Below are 21,523 nucleotides of genomic sequence, written 5' to 3' on the forward strand. Positions count from 1 at the left end.
TTATGGCTTCACCCTGGCGGGACAGAATCCTCGGCCTGATGCCGCGTTCGGCCATCGTCTGCCACGACCTCTTCATGGTCTGGGCATGCTGGCAGTTGCTCCATGCAGGGCGTTACTCGATCCTGCCCAACGCCCCGGCGCTACCTCTGTGGAACGTCGATACCACCCTGGTCCTGCTGCTGCAGGGCCTGGTGTTCTGGCGCGTGGGCCTGTACCGCGGCCTGTGGCGGTTCGCCAGCGTCAGCGACCTGCTGAACATCTTCAAGGCCAGCTTCATCGGAATGGTGGCCATCGTCCTGGTGCTGATGTGGAAGCGCTTCGACGGCGTGCCGATGTCGGTGCTGGTGATCTATCCGTTCGCGCTGTCGGCGCTGCTGGGTGCGCCGCGCCTTCTGTACCGGGCCTGGAAGGACTACCAGGCACTGCAGTCCGATTCCAGCGCCCGTCGCGTGCTGATCCTCGGCGCCGGCCAGGCCGCCGAAACCCTGGTCCGCGACCTGCGCCGTTCCGGCAACTTCGAGCCGGTCGGCCTGCTCGACGATGCACCCCACCTGCGTGGTGCCAAGCTGCAGGGCCTGCCGATCCTCGGCACCCTGGATGACGCACCGACGGTGGTCCGCGAGACTGCTGCCAAGCTGCTGGTCATTGCCATGCCGTCGCTGGATGCTGCGGGCATGCAGCGCGTCGTCGCGATCTGCGAAAGCACCGGCGTGCCGTTCCGTACCGTGCCCAAGCTCAGTGACATCCTGCAGGGCCAGTCGCTGCCGGGCCAGCTGAAGGAAGTGGCGATCGAGGACCTGCTGGGCCGCAAGCCGATCATGCCGGACTGGAACCTGATCCGCGGCTGGTTGGGCGGGCGCACCGTGATGGTCACCGGCGCCGGTGGTTCGATCGGCTCGGAGCTCTGTCGCCAGTGCGCGCGCCATGGTGCCGGCCGCATCATCCTGCTGGAAATCAGTGAACTGCTGTTGCTGACCATCGAAGGCGAGCTCCGTCGCAGCTTCCCCGATGTCGAGATCGAGGCAGTGCTGGGCGATTGTGGCGATCCGGCGGTGATTCGCTACGCGCTGTCGCTGCACCCGGTCGATACCGCTTTCCATGCTGCGGCCTACAAGCATGTGCCGGTGCTGGAGCGCCAGCTGCGCGAGGCGGTGCGCAACAACATCCTGGCGACCGAGAACGTGGCCCGCGCCTGCCTGGAGGCCCGCGTGGAGCACTTCGTGTTCATCTCCACCGACAAGGCGGTCGATCCGGTCAATGCGCTGGGTGCAAGCAAGCGCTACGCCGAGATGATCTGCCAGAGCCTGGACCAGAAGTCCACGCACACTCGTTTCGTCACGGTGCGCTTCGGCAACGTGCTGGCGTCGGCCGGCAGCGTCGTGCCGCTGTTCCGCGAGCAGATCCTGCGCGGTGGCCCGGTGACTGTCACCGATCCGGAAGTCAGCCGCTACTTCATGACCATCCCCGAGGCCTGCCAGCTGATCCTGCAGGCGGCCGCCTCGGCCTCGCATGGCGCGATCTACACCCTCGACATGGGCGAGCCGGTGCCGATCCGCGTGCTGGCCGAACAGATGATCCGCCTGACCGGCAAGCAACCGTACAAGGACATCCAGATCATCTATACCGGCTTGCGTCCGGGCGAGAAGCTGCACGAGACGTTGTTCTATTCGGACGAAGACTACCGCTCCACCGCACACCCGAAGATTCTCGAGGCCGGCGTGCGTGCATTCTCGCGGGATCTGGTGCTGGGCAACGTCCCGCGCCTGCGTGAGGCGATTGCCAGCTACGACACTGCCAGCATCCAGGAAATCCTGTTTGCGACGATGCCGGAATTCTCGCCAATCGAACAGGATGCTTACATTTCATCCGCTAAAGTCGTGCCTTTTCCGGCACGTGAGGCAAACAGGCACCAATGAGCAAGCGAATCCGCAAAGCAGTTTTCCCGGTGGCAGGGCTGGGGACACGTTTCTTGCCAGCAACCAAGACTGTGCCGAAGGAGATGCTCCCGATCATTGATCGGCCGCTGATCCAGTACGCCGTGGATGAGGCGATTGAAGCCGGCTGCGATACGCTGGTGTTCATCACCAACCGCTACAAGCACGCGGTCGCTGACTATTTCGACAAGGCCTACGAGCTGGAGCAGAAGCTCGAGCGCGCTGGCAAGCAGGAGCAGCTGGAGCTGATCCGCCACGTGCTGCCCAATGGCGTGCGCGCGATCTTCGTGACCCAGGCCGAGGCGCTGGGCCTGGGGCATGCCGTGCTGTGTGCCAAGGCGGTGATCGGCGACGAACCCTTCGCCGTGCTGCTGCCCGACGACCTGATCTGGAACCGGGGTGCCGGTGCGCTGAAGCAGATGGCCGACCTCAATGAGGCCAGTGGTGCAAGCGTGATCGCCGTCGAAGACGTGCCGCATGACAAGACTGCCAGCTACGGCATCGTTGCCACTGATGCGTTCGACGGCCGCAAGGGTCGCATTTCGCAGATCGTGGAGAAGCCGAAGCCGGAGGACGCGCCGAGCGACCTGGCCGTGGTCGGCCGCTATGTGCTGAGCCCGAAGATCTTCGAACTGCTGGAGGCGACCGGCACGGGTGCCGGTGGCGAGATCCAGCTGACCGATGCGATCGCGGCGCTGCTGAAGACCGAAGAGGTCGATGCCTATCGCTTCGAGGGCACGCGTTTCGACTGCGGCACGCACCTGGGGCTGGTCGAGGCGACGATCCGCTTCGCGCTGGACAACCCGAAGCTGGCTGGCCCGGCGCGGGAGAAGCTGGCGGCGATGTTGGCGGAATAAGGTTTATCGAGCGCTCCGTGCAGCGCCTTGATTGATACGTGATGGGCGGGATGGGTGGGCCTTTGCAGGACACACCGTAAACCCGTCCATGGGGGCTCGATGGCGCCATCCATGGCGCCAACGGTCCTGCAAAGGTCCACCCGTCCCACCTGTCAGATTTCCCGTGGGCGCGGACGGGAAGGGCGGAATCAAGAGCGGAGCAGAAACAAGAAAGGCAGCCGATGGCTGCCTTTCTTGCTTCCAGAGCATCCACGCATGGCATGGACCTACTGCTTTTGCTCATCCCTACGCCGCGGGGAATATTGGATGGCCCGGGCAGTCTCACCCACCCGGGCCCCACAGCGAACCGAAACGTCCGCCGGCACGCCTTGAACCTTACAGCGCTTCGAAAATACCCGCCGCGCCCATGCCGGTGCCGATGCACATCGTCACCATGCCGTACTTCTGCTGGCGACGACGCAGGCCGTGCAGCAGGGTCGCGGTACGGATCGCGCCGGTCGCACCCAGCGGGTGGCCCAGGGCGATCGCGCCGCCCAGCGGGTTGACCTTGTCCGGATCAAGGCCGCAATCGCGGATCACCGCCAGCGACTGCGCGGCGAATGCTTCGTTCAGTTCAATCCAGTCCAGCTGGTCCTGGGTCAGGCCGGCCTGCTTCAGTGCCTTCGGGATCGCGGCAATCGGGCCGATGCCCATCACTTCCGGGCGCACGCCGGCCACCGAGAAGCTGACGAAGCGGGCCAGCGGGGTCAGGCCGTAGTCCTTGATCGCCTGCTCCGAGGCCAGCAGTACCGCGCCGGCGCCGTCGCTCATCTGCGACGAGTTGCCGGCGGTGACGGTGCCACCGAACTGGCCGTTGCGGAACACCGGGCGCAGCTTGGCCAGGCCTTCGGCCGAGGAATCCGGGCGCGGGCCTTCGTCGGTGTCGGCGATCTTGTTGCGGGTGATGATGCGCTGGCCATCGGCCAGGTCTGGCAGGTGCGAGACGATCTCATAGGGGCTGATCTCGTCCTTGAACTCGCCGTTCTGGATCGCGGCCATGGCCTTCTGGTGCGAGGCCAGGGCGAAGGCGTCCTGGTCTTCGCGCGAGACCTTCCACTCTTCGGCGACCTTCTCGGCAGTGATGCCCATGCCGTAGGCGATGGCAACGTGGTCGTTGTCGAACACGCTCGGCGCCATGGCGATCTTGTTGCCCATCATCGGCACCATCGACATCGACTCGGTGCCGCCGGCCAGCATCAGGTCGGCGTTGCCCAGGCGGATCGCATCGGCGGCCTGCGCCACGGCCTGCAGGCCGGAGGAGCAGAAACGGTTCACCGTCTGCGCCGCGATGGTGTTCGGCAGGCCGGCCAGCAGCACACCGATGCGAGCCACATTCATGCCTTGCTCGGCTTCCGGCATGGCGCAGCCGATGATGGCGTCATCGATGCGGTTGACGTCCACGCCCGGGGCCTGGGCGACGACACTGCGCAATACGTGCGCAAGCATGTCGTCGGGGCGGGTGTTGCGGAACATGCCCTTGGGCGCCTTGCCAACCGGGGTACGGGTGGCGGCGACGATGTAGGCGTCCTGGATTTGCTTGGTCATTGCAGTGATCTCTCGAATTTTTTAGCTGGAGTGCCGACCGACGGTCGGCACCCACCAGAAGCAGAGAAGTGCCGGCCAGAGGTCGGCACCCGCCATCAATCAGTTACGCAGCGGCTTGCCGGTCTTCAGCATGTGCGCGATGCGGGCCTGGGTCTTTTCCTGCTGGGCCAGTTCGACGAAGTGCTTGCGCTCCAGGGTCAGCAGCCACTCTTCGTCGACCAGGGTGCCGCGGTCGACCTTGCCGCCACACAGGACGGTGGCGATGCGCTCGGCGATCTCGTAGTCGTACGGGCTGATGAAACGGCCTTCCAGCATGTTGACCAGCATCATCTTGAAGGTGGCGATACCCACGTCACCGGCGACCTGGATGCGGCGTGCCGGCAGCGGCGGACGATAGCCCGCCTCGGCCAGGGCACGCGCTTCGGCCTTGGCGATGTGCAGGGCCTCGTAGCTGTTGAACACCACCTTGTCGGTGCTGCGCAGCAGGCCCAGTTCCTTGGCGTTGACCGCGGAGTTGGAGACCTTGGCCATTGCCACGGTCTCGAAGGTCTTCTTCAGTTCGGCGAACACGTCGCCGCCTGGGCCCGCGGCCTGCGAGGCGCGCACGGCCAGTTCCTTCAGGCCACCGCCAGCCGGCAGCAGGCCGACACCGGCCTCGACCAGGCCGATATAGCTTTCCAGGAAGGCCACGGTCTTGGCGCTGTGCATCTGGAACTCGCAGCCGCCACCCAGGGCCAGGCCGCGCACGGCCGCAACCACCGGGACCAGCGAGTACTTGATGCGCTGGCTGGTGCGCTGGAAGTTGGCCACCATCTCTTCGAACTGGTCGACCTTGCCGGCCTGCAGCAGACCGAGCGCGCCGGCCAGGTCAGCACCGGCGGAGAAGGGTTCCTTCTGCTGCCAGATCACCAGGCCCTGGAAGTCCTTCTCGGCGCGGCTGACGCATTCCTGCAGGCCGTCCAGCACCTGGTCGGACACGGTGTTCATCTTGGTCTTGAAGCTGACCACCGCGATGCCATCACCGTCGTGCCACATGCGCAGGCCGTCGTTCTCGAACACGGTCTCACCCGGCGCGAACTTTTCGCCCAGCAGCGGATCCGGGAAACGCTGGCGCTGGTACACCGGCAGCGACGAGCGCGGCAGCTTGGCGTTGCGCGACGGGCTGTAGCTGCCCTCGGCGGCGTGCACGCCATCGCGGCCATCGAACACCCAGTCCGGCAGCGGGGCGTTGCTCATGCTCTTGCCGGCGACGATGTCATCGGCAATCCACTGCGCGACCTGCTTCCAGCCGGCGGCCTGCCAGGTTTCGAACGGGCCCAACGACCAGCCGTAGCCCCAACGGATGGCCAGGTCGACGTCGCGCGCGGTCTCGGCGATGTCGGCCAGGTGGTAGGCGCTGTAGTGGAACAGGTCGCGGAAGGTCGCCCACAGGAACTGCGCCTGCGGGTGCTGGCTCTCGCGCAGCTTGGCGAACTTCTCGGCCGGGTTCTTGATCTTCAGGATCTCGACCACTTCCGGTGCAGCGGCGCGGTCAGCCGGGCGGTAGTCCTGCTTCTCCAGGTCCAGCACGACGATGTCCTTGCCGACCTTGCGGAAAATGCCGGCACCGGTCTTCTGGCCGAGCGCGCCCTTGGTGATCAGCGCATCCAGCCACTTCGGCGACTTGAAGAACTCATGCCACGGGTCGTTCGGCAGGGTGTCGCCCATGGTCTTGATGACGTGGGCCATGGTGTCCAGGCCGACCACGTCGGAGGTGCGGTAGGTGGCCGACTTCGGGCGGCCGACCAGCGGGCCGGTCAGGCCGTCCACTTCATCGAAGCCCAGACCGAACTGCTGGGTGTGGTGGATGGTGGACAGGATCGAGAACACGCCGATGCGGTTGCCGATGAAGTTCGGGGTGTCCTTGGCATACACCACGCCCTTGCCCAGGGTGGTGACCAGGAATGCTTCCAGGCCTTCCAGCACGGCGGCGTCGGTGGTGGTGGCCGGGATCAGCTCGGCCAGGTGCATGTAGCGCGGCGGGTTGAAGAAGTGCACGCCGCAGAAGCGGTGGCGCAGCTGCTCGGGCAGCACGTCGGCCAGCTTGTTGATGCCCAGGCCCGAGGTGTTGGAGGCCAGCACCGCGTGGTCGGCCACGAACGGCGCGATCTTCTTGTACAGGTCCTGCTTCCAGTCCATGCGCTCGGCGATGGCCTCGATGATCAGGTCGCAGTCCTTCAGCTGCTCCAGGCCGGACTCGTAGTTGGCCGGGGTGATGGCTTCGGCCAGCGACTTGCTGGCCAGCGGTGCCGGGCTCAGCTTGCCCAGGTTGGCGATCGCCTTCAGCACGATGCCGTCGGCCGGGCCTTCCTTGGCGGGCAGGTCGAACAGCACGGTGTCGACGCCAGCGTTGGTGAGGTGGGCAGCGATCTGGGCACCCATGACGCCGGCACCCAGCACGGCGGCGCGGCGGACTAGCAGGGAATTGGACATGGTGTAGGGCCTTTGTTGGTCAGCAGTTACTGGGTGGAATCAAAGGGAAGCGGGCAGGGCGCTGGCGCGAGCGGCGGCGCGGAACCCGGCTTCGGCGAAATGGATCAGTTCGTGGGCGGCATGGGCACGATGCGCCGCTTCGGTGACACCGGCGGGACGCTTGATCAGCCCGAAGTCGGCCATGGCATAGGTGAGCGAGCCGGCGAGGAAGTCCAGGCGCCAGTACAGCTCTTCCTTGCTCAGGCCGGGCACGCACTCGCCGATGGCCTTGCCGAACGCACGCAGCACGTGGCCGTAGTGGTCGGACAGGAACTTGCGCAGGTTGTCGTTCTTCTCGGCGTAGGCGCGGGCGATCACGCGCACGAAGGCGCCGCCGTTCTGGCGGTCCTGGGCCAGTGCCAGCGCCGGCTCGACGAAGGCGGCCAGCACCGGGCGGAGCTGCCCGGGGTGTTCGCTGCGGGCGCGTTCGAGCTGGGACAGGCGGGCGCCGGTCATCTCGTCCATGCGGCGGCGGAACACCTCGTTGACCAGGTTTTCCTTGGAGCCGAAGTGGTAGTTGACCGCAGCAATGTTGACGTCGGCCTGGCTGGTCACCTGGCGCAGCGAAGTACCGGCGAAGCCGTGCTGTGCGAACAGCTCCTCAGCCGCGCCGAGGATGCGGTCCTTGGTCGAGAAGTGGGCGGGTTTGGCCATCGGCGGGCGGACCTTAATCAAACGATTGTTTGATACTAGGACCAGACGGTGGCGTATGGCATTTTGCAGTGCAGCAAAAATGCCCGGAGCGGTCAGAATCCGCTCAGGTGGGTGAATGGGCGCAAAGGGTAGTGGCGGGGGGGGGGGGGGGGGGGCGCGGGCGGGGGGGGGGGGGGGGCCGCGGGGGGGGGGGGGGGGGCGGGGCGGCCCCCCGCCCCCCCCCCCCCCCCCCCCCCCCCCCCCCCCCCCCCCCCCCCCCCGCCACTACCACCCTGCCGCTTTATCTTTTACAATTCGCCTACGTTTATCAGGCTAAGCCCGCGTCCCGACGCGGGTTTTTTTCATGTTACCCTTCGGGCCATCCGCGGCCCGATTCCATTGGAGACATCCCATGGCGCTGGAGCGCACCCTTTCGATCATCAAGCCGGACGCCGTTGCCAAGAACGTCATCGGCGAAATCTACGCCCGCTTCGAGAAGGCCGGCCTGAAGGTCGTGGCCGCCAAGTACAAGCAGCTGTCGCGCCGTGAAGCCGAAGGCTTCTACGCCGTGCACCGCGAGCGTCCGTTCTTCAACGCGCTGGTCGAGTTCATGATCTCCGGCCCGGTGATGATCCAGGCCCTGGAAGGCGAGAACGCCGTCCTGGCCCACCGCGACCTGCTGGGCGCCACCAACCCGAAGGAAGCCGCTGCGGGCACCATCCGCGCCGACTTCGCCGAATCCATCGATGCCAACGCCGCCCACGGCTCGGACTCGGTCGAGAATGCCGCGATTGAAATCGCCTACTTCTTCGCCGCTACCGAAGTCGTTTCGCGCTGAGAGTAATGCCGTGAACGAGGTCGTACAGTCCCCCGCCATCCAGCCGCTGCCGAAGTCGGCACCCACGGCTGGCAAGCAGAACCTGCTCGACCTCGATCGCGCGGGCCTGGAGAAGTTTTTCGTCGAGGTTCTCGGCGAGAAGAAGTTCCGTGCCCACCAGGTGATGAAGTGGATCCACCATCGCTACGTCACCGACTTCGATGAAATGACCGACCTCGGCAAGGTCCTGCGCGCCAAGCTGCAGGCCCATGCCGAGGTGCTGGTTCCGAACATCGTGTTCGACAAGCCCTCCGCCGACGGCACCCACAAGTGGCTGCTGGCGATGGGCGTGGATGGCAAGAACGCCATCGAGACCGTGTACATCCCCGACAAGACCCGCGGCACGCTGTGCGTGTCCTCGCAGGTCGGTTGCGGCCTGAACTGCACGTTCTGCTCCACCGCCACCCAGGGCTTCAACCGCAACCTGACCACCGCCGAGATCATCGGCCAGGTGTGGGTTGCCGCACGCCACCTGGGCAACGTGCCGCACCAGATGCGCCGCCTCACCAACGTGGTGATGATGGGCATGGGCGAGCCGCTGATGAATTTCGACAACGTCGTGCGCGCCATGAGCGTGATGCGCGACGACCTGGGCTACGGCCTGGCCAACAAGCGCGTGACCCTGTCGACCTCCGGCCTGGTGCCGCAGATCGACCGCCTGTCCGCCGAAAGCGACGTGTCGCTGGCAGTGTCGCTGCATGCGCCGAACGACGCGCTGCGCGAGACCCTGGTGCCGCTCAACAAGAAGTACCCGATCGCCGAGCTGATGGCTTCGTGCGCGCGCTACCTGCGCGCCAACAAGCGCCGCGAGTCGGTCACCTTCGAATACACCCTGATGAAGGGCATCAACGACAAGCCCGAGCATGCCCGCGAATTGGCCCGCCTGATGCGCCAGTTCGACAACGCGGTCCAGGCCAAGGATTCGGGCAAGGTCAACCTGATTCCGTTCAACCCGTTCCCGGGCACCCGCTACGAGCGTTCGGAAGAAGCACACATCCGCGCCTTCCAGAAGATCCTGCTCGACAGCAACGTGCTGACGATGGTCCGCCGCACCCGTGGCGACGACATCGACGCCGCCTGTGGCCAGCTCAAGGGCCAGGTGATGGACCGCACCCGCCGCCAGGCGGAGTTCAACAAGACGCTGCAGGCGGGGAAGGGGAGCGATGCCGCGGCCTGACCGCCTCTGGCTGGTTCTGCTCGCAGGCGTGCTGGCCGTTGCGGTCGGCGGCTGCAAATCCCATCCCAAGGCCAAGCTCGGCCCGAGCCAGGCGCCGGTCTATTCGGTGGGTGACCCGGAAAGCGTGCGGCGCGAAGTGCGCTGGCGCGACCTGTTGACCCTGGCGACCCGCGACATGCAGGTCGGCAATCTCGACGCCGCCGAGCGCAAGGTACGCGAAGCGCTGAAGCTGGCGCCCGAGGCCCCCGATGCGCTGGTGCTGCAGGCCGGCATCGACGACCGCCGTGGCCGCACCCGCCAGGCGGGAGAGAACTTCCGCAAGGCCGCCGAGCTGGCGCCGCAGCGCGGAGACGTGCTCAACAACTACGGTGCCTGGCTGTGCCAGCAGGGCCAGGCGGCCGAATCACTGGTCTGGTTCGATCGGGCGCTGCAGGCGCCGGGCTATGCCACCCCGGGCGAGGCGCAGGCCAATGCCGGCAGCTGCGCACTGGACGCGGGCCAGCTTGAGCGTGCCGAACGCGACCTGCGTGCGGCCCTCGTCGCGGCGCCGGCCAACCCGGTCGCGCTGGAGTCGATGGCCCAGCTGAGCTTCCGCCAGGGCCGCTACATGGAGGCCCGGGCCTTCGCCGAACGTAGGATTGCGGCTGCACCCGCAACGCGTTCCGTGTTACAACTTGCGTCTCAAATCGAAGCGAGGCTGGGCGATCGGGCGGCATCTGATCGCTATCTGCAGCGGATTCGACAGGAATTTCCGCAGGAAGCGGGCTCCTAACTCCAGGGTTGATGCATTGTGATTGATGACCAGACTGTGAGCGCTCTCGAGACTGCGGCCGGCTGCGGCACCCGCCTGCGCCAGGCCCGTGAAGCGGCCGGACTGACCCTCGAAGATGTCGGCTCGCGCCTGCGCATGCCGGTCCAGGTGGTCAAGTCGCTGGAAGAGGAACAATGGCAGAAGCTGGGGGCGCCGGTATTCGTGCGCGGCCAGCTGCGCAGCTACGCGCGCCTGCTGGACGTGGACGTGGGCCAGCTGCTGGAACAGGCCCAGGTCGGCCCGGTGGTTCCGCCCACCCTGGTCAGCCATACCCATACCCCGCGTGCGCGCCGCATCGCCGAGAACCTCGGCCGGCGCGCGCTGTACGTCGGCATCACTGCAGTGCTGGCGGTGCCGGTGTGGTTCGCCACCCGTGGCCATTTCGACGACAGCGCGACCCCGTCGCCGAGCACCGCCTCGTTGGACGTGATCCCGGCCGCCGTGCCGGTCGCCCCGTCCGCGGCCGGTGCCGAGGCTGTCGCGCCGGCAGAAGCGACCACTGCCCCGGCCAACAAGCCGGCGGCTACCCCGTACGTGGCCTCGCTGGCCCCGGTGCCGCGCCCGGCGCCGGCCCCGGCGGCTTCCGGCAATGCGCTGGAAATGCAGTTCAGCGGCGACAGCTGGGTCGACATCGGCGGCCCGGACGGCAGCACTGTCGAGAAGGCGCTGATCAAGTCCGGCGAGACCCGCAGCTTCACGCCGGGCCAGGTGACCCGGGTGACCTTGGGCAACGCCTCGGCGGTCCAGGTTCAGCAGAACGGCGCTATCGTCGATCTGACCCCCTACCAGCGAGCCAACGTGGCACGCTTTCAGGTATCCTCTGAAGGCTCCGTAGTCCCGGTTTCGCACTGAGGCGCGGTTTCACCACCTTCGATTAAACCCAATGGTCCCTCCCGATGGGCGGGGCGAGAGTACGCATGGCGATCGACGATCTGCTCGACGAGCACGAACAAAGTGAACGCGTCCGCAGCTGGCTGCGGAAGAATGGCGCCAGCATCCTCGGTGGCGTAGTCATCGCCATCGGTGCCATTGCCGGCTGGCAGTGGTACCAGAAGGATCAGGGCGGCAAGATGGCTGCGGCCAATGTCGAGTACCAGAAGGCCCTGCAGGGCCTGCAGCAGAACAAGCTTGACGACGCCGCCAAGGCGGTCAAGGCGCTCGAAGCCGGCCCGTCCAGCATCTACGGCGACCTCGCGGCGCTGCAGCTGGCCAAGGCCCAGGTCGACGCCGGCAAGAACGAAGAGGCACTGGCTACCCTGCGCAATGTGAAGGTCGAAGGCGACCTGCAGCGCGTGGTCGACCAGCGTGTGGCCCGCCTGCTGGTGGCCACCGGCAAGAGCGACGAGGCGATCAAGCTGCTGGGCAGCGCCACCGACAGCAGCAGCCTGGAAATCCATGGTGATGCGCTGATGGCGCAGGGCAAGCGTGACGACGCCCGTGCACAGTACGAGAAGGCGCTGAAGACGCTGGATGTGGCAGCGCCGCAGCGGCGCCTGCTGGAAACCAAGGTTATGGACGCCGGCGGCACCGTCGCCGCCCCTGCGGAGTCGGTTTGATGAGTCAGAAGGTCATGATCACCCGCGTCGCCACCGTGCTCCTGATGGGCATGGCCCTGACCGGCTGCAGCACCATGAAGGGCTGGTTCGCCGGCAAGGACGCGGCCGCGAAGAAAGCACAGGAACCGGCTGAGCTGGTCAAGTTCGAGCCCACCCTGAAGGTCAGCAAGGCCTGGTCGGTCAACCTCGGCAAGGGCGAGCGCCGCATCGGCGTGCGCCAGGGTCCGGCAGTGGCCAACGGCCACGTGTTCGCCGCGGCGATCACCGGTGGCGTGCACGCCATCGACCTGCAGACCGGCAAGAAGGTCTGGACCTGGGAGCCGAAGAAGGAAAAGAAGAAGGCCAAGCTGCGCCTGTCCGGCGGCCCGGGTGTCGGTGAGAACCTGGTCGTGATCGGCACGCTGGATGGCCAGGTCATCGCCCTGGATATCAACGATGGCAGCGAGAAGTGGCGTGCCCGTGTCCCGGGTGAGGTCATTGCCGCGCCGGCCGTTGCCCAGGGCATGGTCTACGTGCGCAGCAACGACGGTCGCATCACCGGCTTCGATGCCGGCAACGGCACCCAGAAGTGGTTCAACCCGAGCGAACTGCCGGCGCTGACCGTGCGCGGCAACGCGCCCGTGGTGACCGGTCCGGGCGTGCTGTTCATCGGCAAGGACGAGGGCGCGGTTGCGGCCCTGGCCCAGCAGGATGGCCGCACCCTTTGGGAACAGACCCTCGGCAACGGCGAAGGCCGCACCGAGCTGGAGCGCATGGCGGACGTCGACGGCGCTCCGGTGCTGGAGGGCAACACCCTCTACGTGAGCAGCTTCAAGAACCAGACCATGGCCATCGAAGGCCCGACCGGTCGCCCGCTGTGGGCGCGCGACCATGGCGGTGCCGGTGGCGTTGCGGTGTCGTCGGGCAATGTGTTCGTCACCGACAACAAGGGCGGCGTGTTCGGCCTGGACAAGGCCAGCGGCGCGGCGATGTGGTCGCAGACCGCGCTGGCGCGTCGTTCGCTGACCGGCCCGGCGCTGCACGGCGACTACGTGGTGGTCGGCGACTACAAGGGATACGTGCACTGGCTGCAGGCGTCCGATGGTGCGATGGCGGCACGGGCAAAAAGTGGCGGCGACGCCCTGCTGGCCCAGCCGGTCGTCGCAGACGGGGTGCTGCTGGTGCAGAACGTTGATGGCAAGCTGACCGCCTTCCGGTTGGCAAATTAAAAATTGGAGTAATCGCGATGCTGCCTTTGGTCGCCCTGGTTGGACGGCCGAATGTCGGCAAGTCGACTATTTTCAATGCGCTTACGCGCACCCGTGACGCGCTGGTCCATGACCAGCCCGGCGTCACCCGCGACCGCAACTACGGTGTCTGCCGTCTGGACGAGGACAATCATTTCCTCGTCGTCGACACCGGCGGTATCGCGGAAGAGGAAGAGGGTCTGGCAGGGGCTACCACCCGCCAGGCCCGTGCCGCTGCGGCGGAAGCCGACCTGATCCTGTTCGTGGTCGACGCCCGTGAGGGTACCTCGGCGATGGACGACGAGATCCTGGCCTGGCTGCGCAAGCTGTCGCGCCCGACGCTGCTGTTGATCAACAAGATCGACGGCACCGACGAGGACACCGTGCGTTCGGAGTTCGCCCGCTATGGCTTCGGCGAGATGCTGACCGTCTCCGCTGCGCATCGCCAGGGCCTGGACGACCTGCTGGATGAAGTGATCCAGCGCCTACCGGAAGAGGGCAGCGGCGAAGAGCTGGACAACGATCCGAACCGCATCCGCATCGCTTTCGTCGGCCGCCCGAACGTGGGCAAGTCGACCCTGGTCAATCGCATCCTCGGCGAGGAGCGCATGATCGCCTCCGACGTGCCGGGCACCACCCGCGACTCGATCGCGGTGGACCTGGAGCGTGACGGCCGCGAGTACCGCCTGATCGACACCGCCGGCCTGCGCCGTCGTTCGCGCGTGGACGAGGTCGTCGAGAAGTTCTCGGTGGTCAAGACCATGCAGTCGATCGAGCAGTGCCAGGTGGCTGTGCTGATGCTGGACGCCACCGAAGGCGTGACCGACCAGGACGCCACCGTGCTCGGTGCCGTGCTCGACGCGGGCCGTGCGCTGGTGATCGCCATCAACAAGTGGGATGGCCTGACCGAGTACCAGCGCGAGCAGGCCGAGACCATGCTGTCGCTGAAGCTGGGCTTCGTGCCGTGGGCCGAGTCCGTGCGCATCTCGGCCAAGCATGGCTCTGGCCTGCGCGAGCTGTTCCGTGCGGTGCATCGCGCGCACGAATCGGCGAACAAGACCTTCACCACCAGCGAAGTGAACAAGGCGCTGGAAGTGGCCTACGAGACCAACCCGCCGCCGACCATCCGCGGCCATGTCTCCAAGCTGCGCTACGTGCACCCGGCCGGTTCCAATCCGCCGACCTTCATCGTGCACGGCACGCGCCTGAAGGAGCTGCAGGAATCGTACAAGCGCTACCTGGAGAACTTCTTCCGCAAGCGCTTCAAGCTGATCGGCACGCCGGTGAGCTTCATCTTCCGCGAGGGTACCAACCCGTACGAGGGCAAGAAGAATGTCCTCACCGAGCGGCAGGTCAAGGCCAAGCGGCGCTTGATGAAGCACGTCAAGGGCAAGTGATGCAGGAAGAGGCGACCGCAGGGCCGCCTTTTTCGTTTGTGATAGTGCCGGCCAGCGGCCGGCCGGCACTACCCCACGTCTACAGATCTCGATCATGGCGAACTGCTGCGACGAGCGCGGCAATGCGGCAACGCGCATGGCATGCCTCGGCCGCGCCGCGATGTTGAAGCCGGTTGCGCCTGGCGTGTGGCAGGGATCGATTCCGGCAGCTGCACCTGCCCCGTGATGCTTGCCCAGACCAGGGTCGTACCCAGTGCACCTGCCAGGTACGCCACCGACACCGCCCCGATCAGCAGGCCCGCGGCATGCTCCAGCCATGGAAGGAGTCGGCAACACCCCTGTGCCCAGCGCGGTTGGCTGCCGAGCCACGCCATCAGCAGGCCGAGCGACAGCGCGACGCCACTCAGGCAGGCCACGTAAGCAACCTTGGCGCCAGAGTCGGCGACGAGGCCGGTAACCAGGGCTGCAATCGCGAACTGCAGCATCCAACTGTTGCTGCTGGCGAGGGCCAGCAGGCATCCTGCTTCGGCGTGCGGCCAACGGGAGCGGGCGCGCAGGCCCCAAGGCATCTGCAGGGAAAGCGGAGAGAAAGGGGTCAAGCCTGCGTCGCGCAGGCACATGCCCGCCAGGCGCAGCAGCAGGAGGCAGCCCGCGCACTGCATCGCCAGCGTCCACAGGCCGCGGTTTGCCAGCATGCCCGCTGCAATGAAAGCCGTGGCACAGATGACGCCCGTACCGATGGCGATACCGAACGACGCGGCCATGGCGGCGTGCCCGCCCGCGCCCATCGCGGTGCGCAGGATCTTCGCGTGATGCGAAGCAGGCAGGAGCATGGCGAAACCGTACAGCACCGCGACGATGAAGAACTGCTGCACGTAAACCTGCCGCTGACCTACAGAAAGTGCAGAGTGTGGGCGGGTGTGAACGCGCGGTATTGAACGCCGTTGCGACAGGCGCGAATCGCCGGCATCAGCCGGCCCAAAGCGACACGACGATCCATAGCGCCAGTGCGATCATCAGAAGCCCTGCGGCCCGCTCCAGCCAGGGCAGGGCGCGTGCGAACCGACGCAGCACCCACGGGTGGCCGACCAGCGCGGCTACCAGCAGATCCCAAAGCAGGACGATGCCGAACATCCACGCGCCATAGAAGAATTTCGTTGCGGCGCTGGCCTGCGGGCCGTTGAGCATTGCCGCCAACGTTGCGTAGAACAGCGCATTCTTCGGGTTCAGCAGCGCAGACAGGGCGCCCAGCCCTGCCGCCTTCCACCATCCATGTGCACCGCCCGCTGGCGATCCGGCGGCAGCTTCAGATGCCTGCAGCGTCGTCGAACCCGCATGGCGCAGGAACAGCGTGCCGAGGTACAACAGGAATCCGCAGCCCGCCAACTGCACCGCAATGAACCCTGCGCTGCCCGCGCGCAGCATGGCCATCCCAGTGAAGGCCGCCACGATGAAGACGCCGTTGCCGACGGCGATGCCTGCGCAGGCGCCGCTGGCGGTGCGCCAGCCAGAGGTGATCGCGGTGCGTGCAACGAGGAAGAAATCGGGGCCGGGTGATAGCAGGGCGAGAAAATGTACGGTGGCGATGACCAGAAACTGTTCCATCGGGTCCGGCGGAGGCTGGCTGGGGCGCCAGTGTGAGGATGTGCCGCGCGGTGGTATTGAACGTTATTGCAGGCTCAGCGCCGGTACTGGCCCGGGGTCGCACCGGCGTGGGCCTTGAAGACCCGCTGGAAATGACTCTGGTCGGCAAAGCCCAGCGCATGCGCGACCACGGCCAGCGCCTGCCCTTCGCACAGCCGTAGGCGGGCCTCCTGGATGCGCTGGTCGATCTGCCAGGCGTGTGGGGTCAGGCCCGTGGCACGTCGGAAGGCGCGGATCAGCTGGTAGCGGCTCATGCCTGCCAGCGATGCGAGCTCCTGCAGGGCCGGAGTGTGTTCGAGCCGCTGGCGCAGAACGTCCATCACCGGCTGCACCCGCTGCTGTAGTGCGGCATCTTCAGGCGGGCCGGCGACGGCTACACCATCGTGCTCATCCAGATCGCCGACGAACGCGATCAGGGCCGCTTCCTTGACGCTGACCGGATCGCCGGAGAACAGCGTCTCGTTGAGCTGGCAGTACTGCTGGTAGCGCGGGCGATGGTGGGAAATCCGGATGGGTTCCTGCTGCCAATCGGGTCCGGGCAGGCCGTCATACTCGGCGCGGACCTCGGCCATCCAGCGCGCATCCAGGTGCAGCATCTGGTAGCTCCAGACCTGGCCGGGCAGGGGGTTGCAGGCATGCACGCGGCCTGCGGGTACGCCGACCAGATTGCCGGGTTGCAGCAGGCGCGGTCCTTCTACCGCGCCGGTGAACACGCTGTTGCCAGCGTCCACGGCGCCGATCGAGAAGGTGTCGTGGCTGTGCGGGCGATGGCAGGCGCGGCTGTCGCACGCCCGTCGGCTTTCGACGAAGGGCATGCGCGGGTCACGCCAGAATTCGGTGGCAGAGCGCATGCAGCGGTTCCGGGAGGCAGGGGGCAACGCCCGCATGGTGCCATGTTCGGGGCAAGGCGCGTCGAGTGTGTCTGCGCGATAATGCAGCCATGAGCATCCACGAGCTTTCCCCCGCACAGGCACGCGAGCGCCTGGCCCATGGCGCCGTGCTGATCGATGTGCGCGAGGCGCACGAACGGGCCGGCGGCATGGCCGAGGGCGCGCGCGGCGTGGCCAAGGGCGAGCTGCAGGCCGACCCGGTTGCGCATCTGCCGCGACTCGACCAAGAGATTCTGCTGATCTGCCAGAGCGGCAAACGCTCGGCCGATGCCGCGCAGTTCCTGCTGGAGGCCGGCTACACCCACGTCGCTTCCGTGACGGGCGGTACCGTGGCCTGGCGCGAGCAGTCGCTGCCGCTGGTGCAGCCGCTGGCCAGCGCCGCCGACCGTGACTTCTTTGATCGCTATTCGCGGCATTTGCTGCTGCCGCAGGTGGGTGAGGCGGGCCAGCGCACGCTGCAGCAGTCGCGCGTGCTGGTGCTGGGGGCGGGCGGGCTGGGTGCGCCGGCTGGTTTCTATCTGGCCGCCGCCGGGGTAGGGCACCTGCGCTTCGCCGACCACGACCGGGTGGAGCGCAGCAACCTCCACCGGCAGATCGTGCATACCGAAGCCAGTGTCGGCCAGCTCAAGGTCGATTCGGCGCGCGAGCGGCTGCTGGCGCTGAACCCGTCGATCGAGGTCGAGGCGGTGCCGGAACGGGTCACGTCCGAGAACGTGGATGCGTTGCTGGAGGGCGTGGACGTGGTGCTGGATGGGTCGGACAACTTCCCGCTGCGCTACCTGCTCAACGACGCCTGCATCAAGCACGCTAAGCCACTGGTGTATGCCGCCATCGAGCGCTTTGACGGCCAGGTAAGCGTGTTTGACGCCGGCCGCCAGCGTGGCGTGGCGCCGTGCTACCGCTGCCTGTTCCCGGAGCCGCCGCCGCCGGAGTTCGCGCCGAACTGCTCCGAGGCCGGTGTGCTGGGTGTGCTGCCCGGTCTGGCCGGGGTGCTGCAGGCCACCGAGGTGCTGAAGCTGCTGCTGGGCATCGGTGAGCCGCTGGTGGGGCGCCTGCTGCGTTTCGATGCGCTGGGCATGCGCTTCCGCGAGACCGGCATCCGGCCGGACCCGCACTGCCCGGTGTGTGCGCCGGGTGTGCCGTTCCCGGGGTATATCGATTACGCCGCGTTTTGCCGGGGCGGGTGAACCCGGCCGGGGAGTGCATTGGTGGATGCCGACCTTGATCGGCGCTCTTGTGCCAACCAAGGTTGGCACCTACCGAAGCGGGTGCATGGTTGGCACCCAACGAAGCGGGTGCATGGTTGTCACCTACCGAAGCGGGTACATGGTTTCGGGATGATGTTGGGGTCTGCCCCGGACATCGTTCTACCTCCAAGACAATCCGGCGCAACATGCGTGCTATTGCCGTCATCGGCATTGCTCTATTGTTGAACTCGAGTCTGGATCTTGGGGAAAACACCGCATGGCGGTAGAAGCAGCGACCAGCGAGCTGGTCAAGGTCGTGGCCCTGTTGGGCGCGGCGGTGGTGATGGTGCCTTTGTTCCGCCGGGCCGGCCTGGGCTCGGTGCTGGGCTACTTCGCTGCCGGCCTGGCGATCGGACCGTTCGGGCTGGGCTGGTTCTCCGACCCGCAGGCGATCCTGCATACCGCCGAGCTCGGCGTGGTGATGTTCCTGTTCGTGATCGGGCTGGAAATGCGGCCCTCGCACCTGTGGAGCCTGCGCAAGGAAATCTTCGGGCTGGGCACGCTGCAGATCGTCACCTGTGCGGTGGTACTGACGAGCATCGCCAAGCTGTTCGGGTTGCCGTGGCAGGTGGCCTTCATCGGCGCTACCGGCTTCGTGCTCACCTCCACCGCGGTGGTGATGCAGCTGCTCGCCGAGCGTGGTGACATCGCGTTGCCGTCGGGGCAGAAGATCGTCTCCATCCTGCTGTTCGAAGATCTGCTGATCGTGCCGTTGCTGGCGCTGGTAGCCTGGATGGGCCCGAGCGCAGGCAGTGCCGAGGGCGAGGGTTCGCGCTGGCTGTCGGTGGCGATTGGTGTTGGTGCCATCGTCGGCCTGGTGCTGGTTGGCCGCTTCCTGCTCAACCCGCTGTTCCGCGTACTGGCCGAATCGAAGGCGCGCGAGGTGATGACCGCCGCCGCGCTGCTGGTGGTGCTGGGCGCGGCGTTGCTGATGCAGCTGTCCGGCCTGTCGATGGCGATGGGCGCGTTCCTGGCCGGCGTGCTGCTGAGCGAGTCGACCTTCCGCCACCAGATCGAGGCGGACATCGAACCGTTCCGCGGCATCCTGCTCGGCCTGTTCTTCCTCAGCGTGGGCATGGCGCTGGACCTGAGCGTGGTAGCTGCGCACTGGCAGCTGATCCTCGGCCTGGTGCTGGCGCTGATGGCAGCCAAGGCGCTGTGCATCTACGTGGTGGCGCGCATCATGGGCAGCGATCATGCGCAGGCGCTGGATCGTGGCGTACTGATGGCGCAGGGTGGCGAGTTCGCCTTCGTGCTGTTCTCCGCCGCCGCATCGGCCGGTGTGATCAATCTGGAGATCAATGCCAACTTCACCGCCGTGGTGGTGCTGTCGATGGCGTTGACCCCGCTGGTGGTGCTGGTCTACAAGCGCATCGCGCCGAAGCCGACGGTGAACATGGATGGCGTGGACGAGGCCGATGGCCTGTCCGGCAGCGTGCTGCTGATCGGCTTCGGCCGCTTCGGCCAGGTCGCCAGCCAGTCGCTGCTGGCGCGCGATGTGGACGTGACCATCATCGACAACGATGTGGAGATGATCCAGAGCGCGGCGCGGTTCGGTTTCAAGATCTATTACGGCGATGGCACCCGCCTGGATGTGCTGCATGCCTCGGGCGCTGCCACCGCACGTGCGATTGCGGTGTGCGTGGACAAGGCCGAGGCGGCCGACCGTATCGTGGAACTGGTGGCCCATGAATTCCCGCAGGCCAAGTTGATGGTGCGCTCGTTCGACCGCGAGCATTCGCTGCGGTTGATCCATGCCGGTGTCGACTTCCAGATCCGCGAGACGTTTGAGTCGGCGGTGTTGTTCGGCCAGGCCGCGCTGGTGGAACTGGGTGCGGATGAGGACGATGCGGTGGAGATTGCCGAGCAGATCCGTCGCCGCGACGCCGAACGTTTCGAGCTGGAGATTGCTGGTGGCGGTCTGAATGCCGGCGCGCGGATGATCTACGGCAACAGCCCGCAGGGCGTGCCGACGCCGACGCCGTTCACTGCGCCGAAGCGCGAGAGCAAGACGCTGAACCCGCAGGATGTGCCGGAAGAGGAAGACTGAGGTGTGCGGGTCCGATCCCTTTCTGAAGGAAAGGGTTCTGACCCGTTTTGCCAGATTGGGGTCAGAGCCCGTTGCCTGCGGCAAAGGGATCCGACCCCATTCCGCGGTGGGCGAGGGGGCCTGAATCAGGGACAATAGCGTCCCCGCCGCCCCACGCCTGCTCCCGATGACCGATTCCGCCCCCCAGCTTCCTGCCCGCATCCTTGATGGCCGCCGTATCGCCGAGGACCTGCTCGACAGCCTGAAGGTGCGCGTCGACGCCCGCGTGGCCGCCGGTGGCAGCCGCCCGGGCCTGGCCGTGGTGCTGGTCGGTGGCGACCCGGCCTCGACCGTGTACGTGCGCAACAAGCGCCGTGCCGCCGAGAAGGTCGGCATCGAAGCACATGACTACGACCTGCCGGCCGGCACCACCGAAGCCGAGCTGCTCGACCTGATCGACCAGCTCAACGCCGATCCGAAGATCAACGGCATCCTGATCCAGCTGCCGCTGCCGGGAATCCCCGACGCGCGCCGGCTGATCCAGCGCATCGACCCGCGCAAGGACGTGGACGGTTTCCACCCGGAAAACGTCGGCCACCTGGCCCTGCGCGAGTTCGGCCTGCGCCCGTGCACCCCGCGCGGCATCACCACCCTGCTGGGCCACACCGACCAGCCGGTGCGTGGCCGCAACGCCACCATCGTCGGCGTCAGCAACCACGTCGGCCGCCCGATGGGCCTGGAGCTGCTGATTGCCGGCTGCACGGTGACCAGCTGCCACAAGTTCACCCCCAAGGACGTGCTGGAACAGGCCGTGCGCAACGCCGACATCCTGGTGGTGGCGGTGGGCCGCCCGGGCATCGTGCCGGGCGAGTGGGTGAAGCCGGGCGCGGTGGTGATCGATGTGGGTATCAACCGGTTGGATGACGGCCGGCTGGTGGGTGACGTCGGGTTTGAGGCGGCCGCCCAGCGGGCGAGCTGGATCACCCCGGTGCCGGGTGGTGTCGGCCCGATGACCGTGGCCACGTTGATGCAGAACACGTTGGAAGCGGCGGAAGCGCTGAGCTGACCGCAGCGGCCCGCTCCTGGTAGGTGCCAACCTTGGTTGGCACACATCCATCGGGGCCATCGGCCCATCTGGGGCAACGGTGCC

Annotated in this window: 18 protein-coding genes; 12 read left to right on the top strand and 6 right to left on the bottom strand. The window is 66.7% G+C overall.

Annotated features, from left to right (window positions below; translation table 11 throughout):
• The first annotated feature begins 2 nt into the window (after window positions 1-2).
• Window positions 3-1,916: a nucleoside-diphosphate sugar epimerase/dehydratase gene (locus V3B30_RS13810; RefSeq protein WP_100472036.1), complete on the top strand. Its 1,914-nt coding sequence runs from the start codon at window positions 3-5 to the stop codon at window positions 1,914-1,916.
• Window positions 1,913-2,791, top strand: a complete 879-nt coding sequence (gene galU / locus V3B30_RS13815) for a UTP--glucose-1-phosphate uridylyltransferase GalU (RefSeq protein WP_100472037.1) — start codon at window positions 1,913-1,915, stop codon at window positions 2,789-2,791. Before V3B30_RS13810 ends, galU begins: the two co-directional genes overlap by 4 nt.
• Window positions 2,792-3,166: 375 nt before the next feature.
• Here the strand turns inward: galU and V3B30_RS13820 are convergent, their stop codons facing one another.
• The 3 genes from V3B30_RS13820 to V3B30_RS13830 all read right to left on the bottom strand — a co-directional run bounded on the left by V3B30_RS13820 (window position 3,167) and on the right by V3B30_RS13830 (window position 7,540).
• Entirely contained in the window at window positions 3,167-4,375 is a 1,209-nt protein-coding gene (locus V3B30_RS13820) for an acetyl-CoA C-acyltransferase (protein ID WP_046430192.1), read from the bottom strand.
• A 99-nt stretch (window positions 4,376-4,474) separates the two neighbouring features.
• Window positions 4,475-6,847 carry a 3-hydroxyacyl-CoA dehydrogenase/enoyl-CoA hydratase family protein gene (locus tag V3B30_RS13825; RefSeq protein WP_262084167.1) on the bottom strand — a complete coding sequence of 791 codons (2,373 nt, stop codon included), beginning with the start codon at window positions 6,845-6,847 and terminating at the stop codon, window positions 4,475-4,477.
• A gap of 39 nt (window positions 6,848-6,886) precedes the next feature.
• On the bottom strand, window positions 6,887-7,540 hold the full coding sequence (locus V3B30_RS13830) for a TetR family transcriptional regulator (RefSeq protein ID WP_043397021.1): 654 nt from the start codon (window positions 7,538-7,540) through the stop codon (window positions 6,887-6,889).
• A gap of 391 nt (window positions 7,541-7,931) precedes the next feature.
• On the opposite strand from V3B30_RS13830, the gene ndk reads away from it, so the two are divergent.
• The 7 genes from ndk (at window position 7,932) to der (ending at window position 14,563) form a co-directional block, all read left to right on the top strand.
• The gene (gene ndk / locus V3B30_RS13835; protein WP_008265389.1) at window positions 7,932-8,357 is read left to right on the top strand and encodes a nucleoside-diphosphate kinase; all 426 of its coding nucleotides are present in this window, start codon (window positions 7,932-7,934) and stop codon (window positions 8,355-8,357) included.
• Between the two features lie 10 nt (window positions 8,358-8,367).
• Window positions 8,368-9,573 carry a 23S rRNA (adenine(2503)-C(2))-methyltransferase RlmN gene (gene rlmN / locus V3B30_RS13840; protein ID WP_005409296.1) on the top strand — a complete coding sequence of 402 codons (1,206 nt, stop codon included), beginning with the start codon at window positions 8,368-8,370 and terminating at the stop codon, window positions 9,571-9,573.
• Entirely contained in the window at window positions 9,560-10,345 is a 786-nt protein-coding gene (pilW, locus tag V3B30_RS13845; RefSeq protein ID WP_262084168.1) for a type IV pilus biogenesis/stability protein PilW, read from the top strand. Before rlmN ends, pilW begins: the two co-directional genes overlap by 14 nt.
• A gap of 18 nt (window positions 10,346-10,363) precedes the next feature.
• The gene (locus V3B30_RS13850; RefSeq protein WP_100472041.1) at window positions 10,364-11,236 is read left to right on the top strand and encodes a RodZ domain-containing protein; all 873 of its coding nucleotides are present in this window, start codon (window positions 10,364-10,366) and stop codon (window positions 11,234-11,236) included.
• A gap of 65 nt (window positions 11,237-11,301) precedes the next feature.
• On the top strand, window positions 11,302-11,940 hold the full coding sequence (locus V3B30_RS13855; RefSeq protein WP_100472042.1) for a tetratricopeptide repeat protein: 639 nt from the start codon (window positions 11,302-11,304) through the stop codon (window positions 11,938-11,940).
• Window positions 11,940-13,148 (top strand): outer membrane protein assembly factor BamB, encoded by a 1,209-nt coding sequence (gene bamB, locus V3B30_RS13860; RefSeq protein WP_100472043.1) that lies wholly within the window; start codon window positions 11,940-11,942, stop codon window positions 13,146-13,148. Before V3B30_RS13855 ends, bamB begins: the two co-directional genes overlap by 1 nt.
• Window positions 13,149-13,165: 17 nt before the next feature.
• Window positions 13,166-14,563, top strand: a complete 1,398-nt coding sequence (der, locus tag V3B30_RS13865) for a ribosome biogenesis GTPase Der (RefSeq protein ID WP_014646861.1) — start codon at window positions 13,166-13,168, stop codon at window positions 14,561-14,563.
• A gap of 92 nt (window positions 14,564-14,655) precedes the next feature.
• Here the strand turns inward: der and V3B30_RS13870 are convergent, their stop codons facing one another.
• From V3B30_RS13870 to V3B30_RS13880, 3 genes are all read right to left on the bottom strand, one after another.
• Window positions 14,656-15,438 carry a lysine transporter LysE gene (locus V3B30_RS13870; RefSeq protein WP_262084169.1) on the bottom strand — a complete coding sequence of 261 codons (783 nt, stop codon included), beginning with the start codon at window positions 15,436-15,438 and terminating at the stop codon, window positions 14,656-14,658.
• 94 nt (window positions 15,439-15,532) lie between these two features.
• The gene (locus V3B30_RS13875; protein ID WP_262084170.1) at window positions 15,533-16,168 is read right to left on the bottom strand and encodes a LysE family translocator; all 636 of its coding nucleotides are present in this window, start codon (window positions 16,166-16,168) and stop codon (window positions 15,533-15,535) included.
• A gap of 74 nt (window positions 16,169-16,242) precedes the next feature.
• Window positions 16,243-17,058, bottom strand: a complete 816-nt coding sequence (locus V3B30_RS13880) for an AraC family transcriptional regulator (protein ID WP_262084171.1) — start codon at window positions 17,056-17,058, stop codon at window positions 16,243-16,245.
• A gap of 89 nt (window positions 17,059-17,147) precedes the next feature.
• Here V3B30_RS13880 and moeB point away from each other — a divergent pair, with 89 nt between their 5' ends.
• The 3 genes from moeB to folD all read left to right on the top strand — a co-directional run bounded on the left by moeB (window position 17,148) and on the right by folD (window position 21,439).
• Window positions 17,148-18,284 carry a molybdopterin-synthase adenylyltransferase MoeB gene (moeB, locus tag V3B30_RS13885; protein ID WP_262084172.1) on the top strand — a complete coding sequence of 379 codons (1,137 nt, stop codon included), beginning with the start codon at window positions 17,148-17,150 and terminating at the stop codon, window positions 18,282-18,284.
• A 277-nt stretch (window positions 18,285-18,561) separates the two neighbouring features.
• Window positions 18,562-20,394, top strand: coding sequence for a monovalent cation:proton antiporter-2 (CPA2) family protein (locus V3B30_RS13890; RefSeq protein WP_262084173.1), 1,833 nt, complete (start codon window positions 18,562-18,564; stop codon window positions 20,392-20,394).
• Window positions 20,395-20,560: 166 nt separating this feature from the next.
• Complete coding sequence (gene folD / locus V3B30_RS13895; protein ID WP_014036908.1) at window positions 20,561-21,439, top strand: bifunctional methylenetetrahydrofolate dehydrogenase/methenyltetrahydrofolate cyclohydrolase FolD; 879 nt, start codon at window positions 20,561-20,563, stop codon at window positions 21,437-21,439.
• The last annotated feature ends 84 nt before the right edge of the window (window positions 21,440-21,523 follow it).

Source organism: Stenotrophomonas sp. SMYL41 (genome assembly GCF_036319965.1).
Classification (GTDB): Bacteria; Pseudomonadota; Gammaproteobacteria; order Xanthomonadales; family Xanthomonadaceae; genus Stenotrophomonas; species Stenotrophomonas maltophilia_R.

Bases quoted from the DNA above. Each gene is read 5' to 3' on its own strand.
- bamB (WP_100472043.1), top strand. From the start codon at position 11,940: ATGAGTCAGAAGGTCATGATCACCCGCGTCGCCACCGTGCTCCTGATG.
- der (WP_014646861.1), top strand. From the start codon at position 13,166: ATGCTGCCTTTGGTCGCCCTGGTTGGACGGCCGAATGTCGGCAAGTCG.
- V3B30_RS13810 (WP_100472036.1), top strand. From the start codon at position 3: ATGGCTTCACCCTGGCGGGACAGAATCCTCGGCCTGATGCCGCGTTCG.
- pilW (WP_262084168.1), top strand. From the start codon at position 9,560: ATGCCGCGGCCTGACCGCCTCTGGCTGGTTCTGCTCGCAGGCGTGCTG.
- V3B30_RS13820 (WP_046430192.1), bottom strand. From the start codon at position 4,375: ATGACCAAGCAAATCCAGGACGCCTACATCGTCGCCGCCACCCGTACC.
- V3B30_RS13825 (WP_262084167.1), bottom strand. From the start codon at position 6,847: ATGTCCAATTCCCTGCTAGTCCGCCGCGCCGCCGTGCTGGGTGCCGGC.
- galU (WP_100472037.1), top strand. From the start codon at position 1,913: ATGAGCAAGCGAATCCGCAAAGCAGTTTTCCCGGTGGCAGGGCTGGGG.
- V3B30_RS13890 (WP_262084173.1), top strand. From the start codon at position 18,562: ATGGCGGTAGAAGCAGCGACCAGCGAGCTGGTCAAGGTCGTGGCCCTG.
- folD (WP_014036908.1), top strand. From the start codon at position 20,561: ATGACCGATTCCGCCCCCCAGCTTCCTGCCCGCATCCTTGATGGCCGC.
- V3B30_RS13830 (WP_043397021.1), bottom strand. From the start codon at position 7,540: ATGGCCAAACCCGCCCACTTCTCGACCAAGGACCGCATCCTCGGCGCG.
- moeB (WP_262084172.1), top strand. From the start codon at position 17,148: ATGAGCATCCACGAGCTTTCCCCCGCACAGGCACGCGAGCGCCTGGCC.
- V3B30_RS13880 (WP_262084171.1), bottom strand. From the start codon at position 17,058: ATGCGCTCTGCCACCGAATTCTGGCGTGACCCGCGCATGCCCTTCGTC.
- V3B30_RS13875 (WP_262084170.1), bottom strand. From the start codon at position 16,168: ATGGAACAGTTTCTGGTCATCGCCACCGTACATTTTCTCGCCCTGCTA.
- V3B30_RS13855 (WP_100472042.1), top strand. From the start codon at position 11,302: ATGGCGATCGACGATCTGCTCGACGAGCACGAACAAAGTGAACGCGTC.
- ndk (WP_008265389.1), top strand. From the start codon at position 7,932: ATGGCGCTGGAGCGCACCCTTTCGATCATCAAGCCGGACGCCGTTGCC.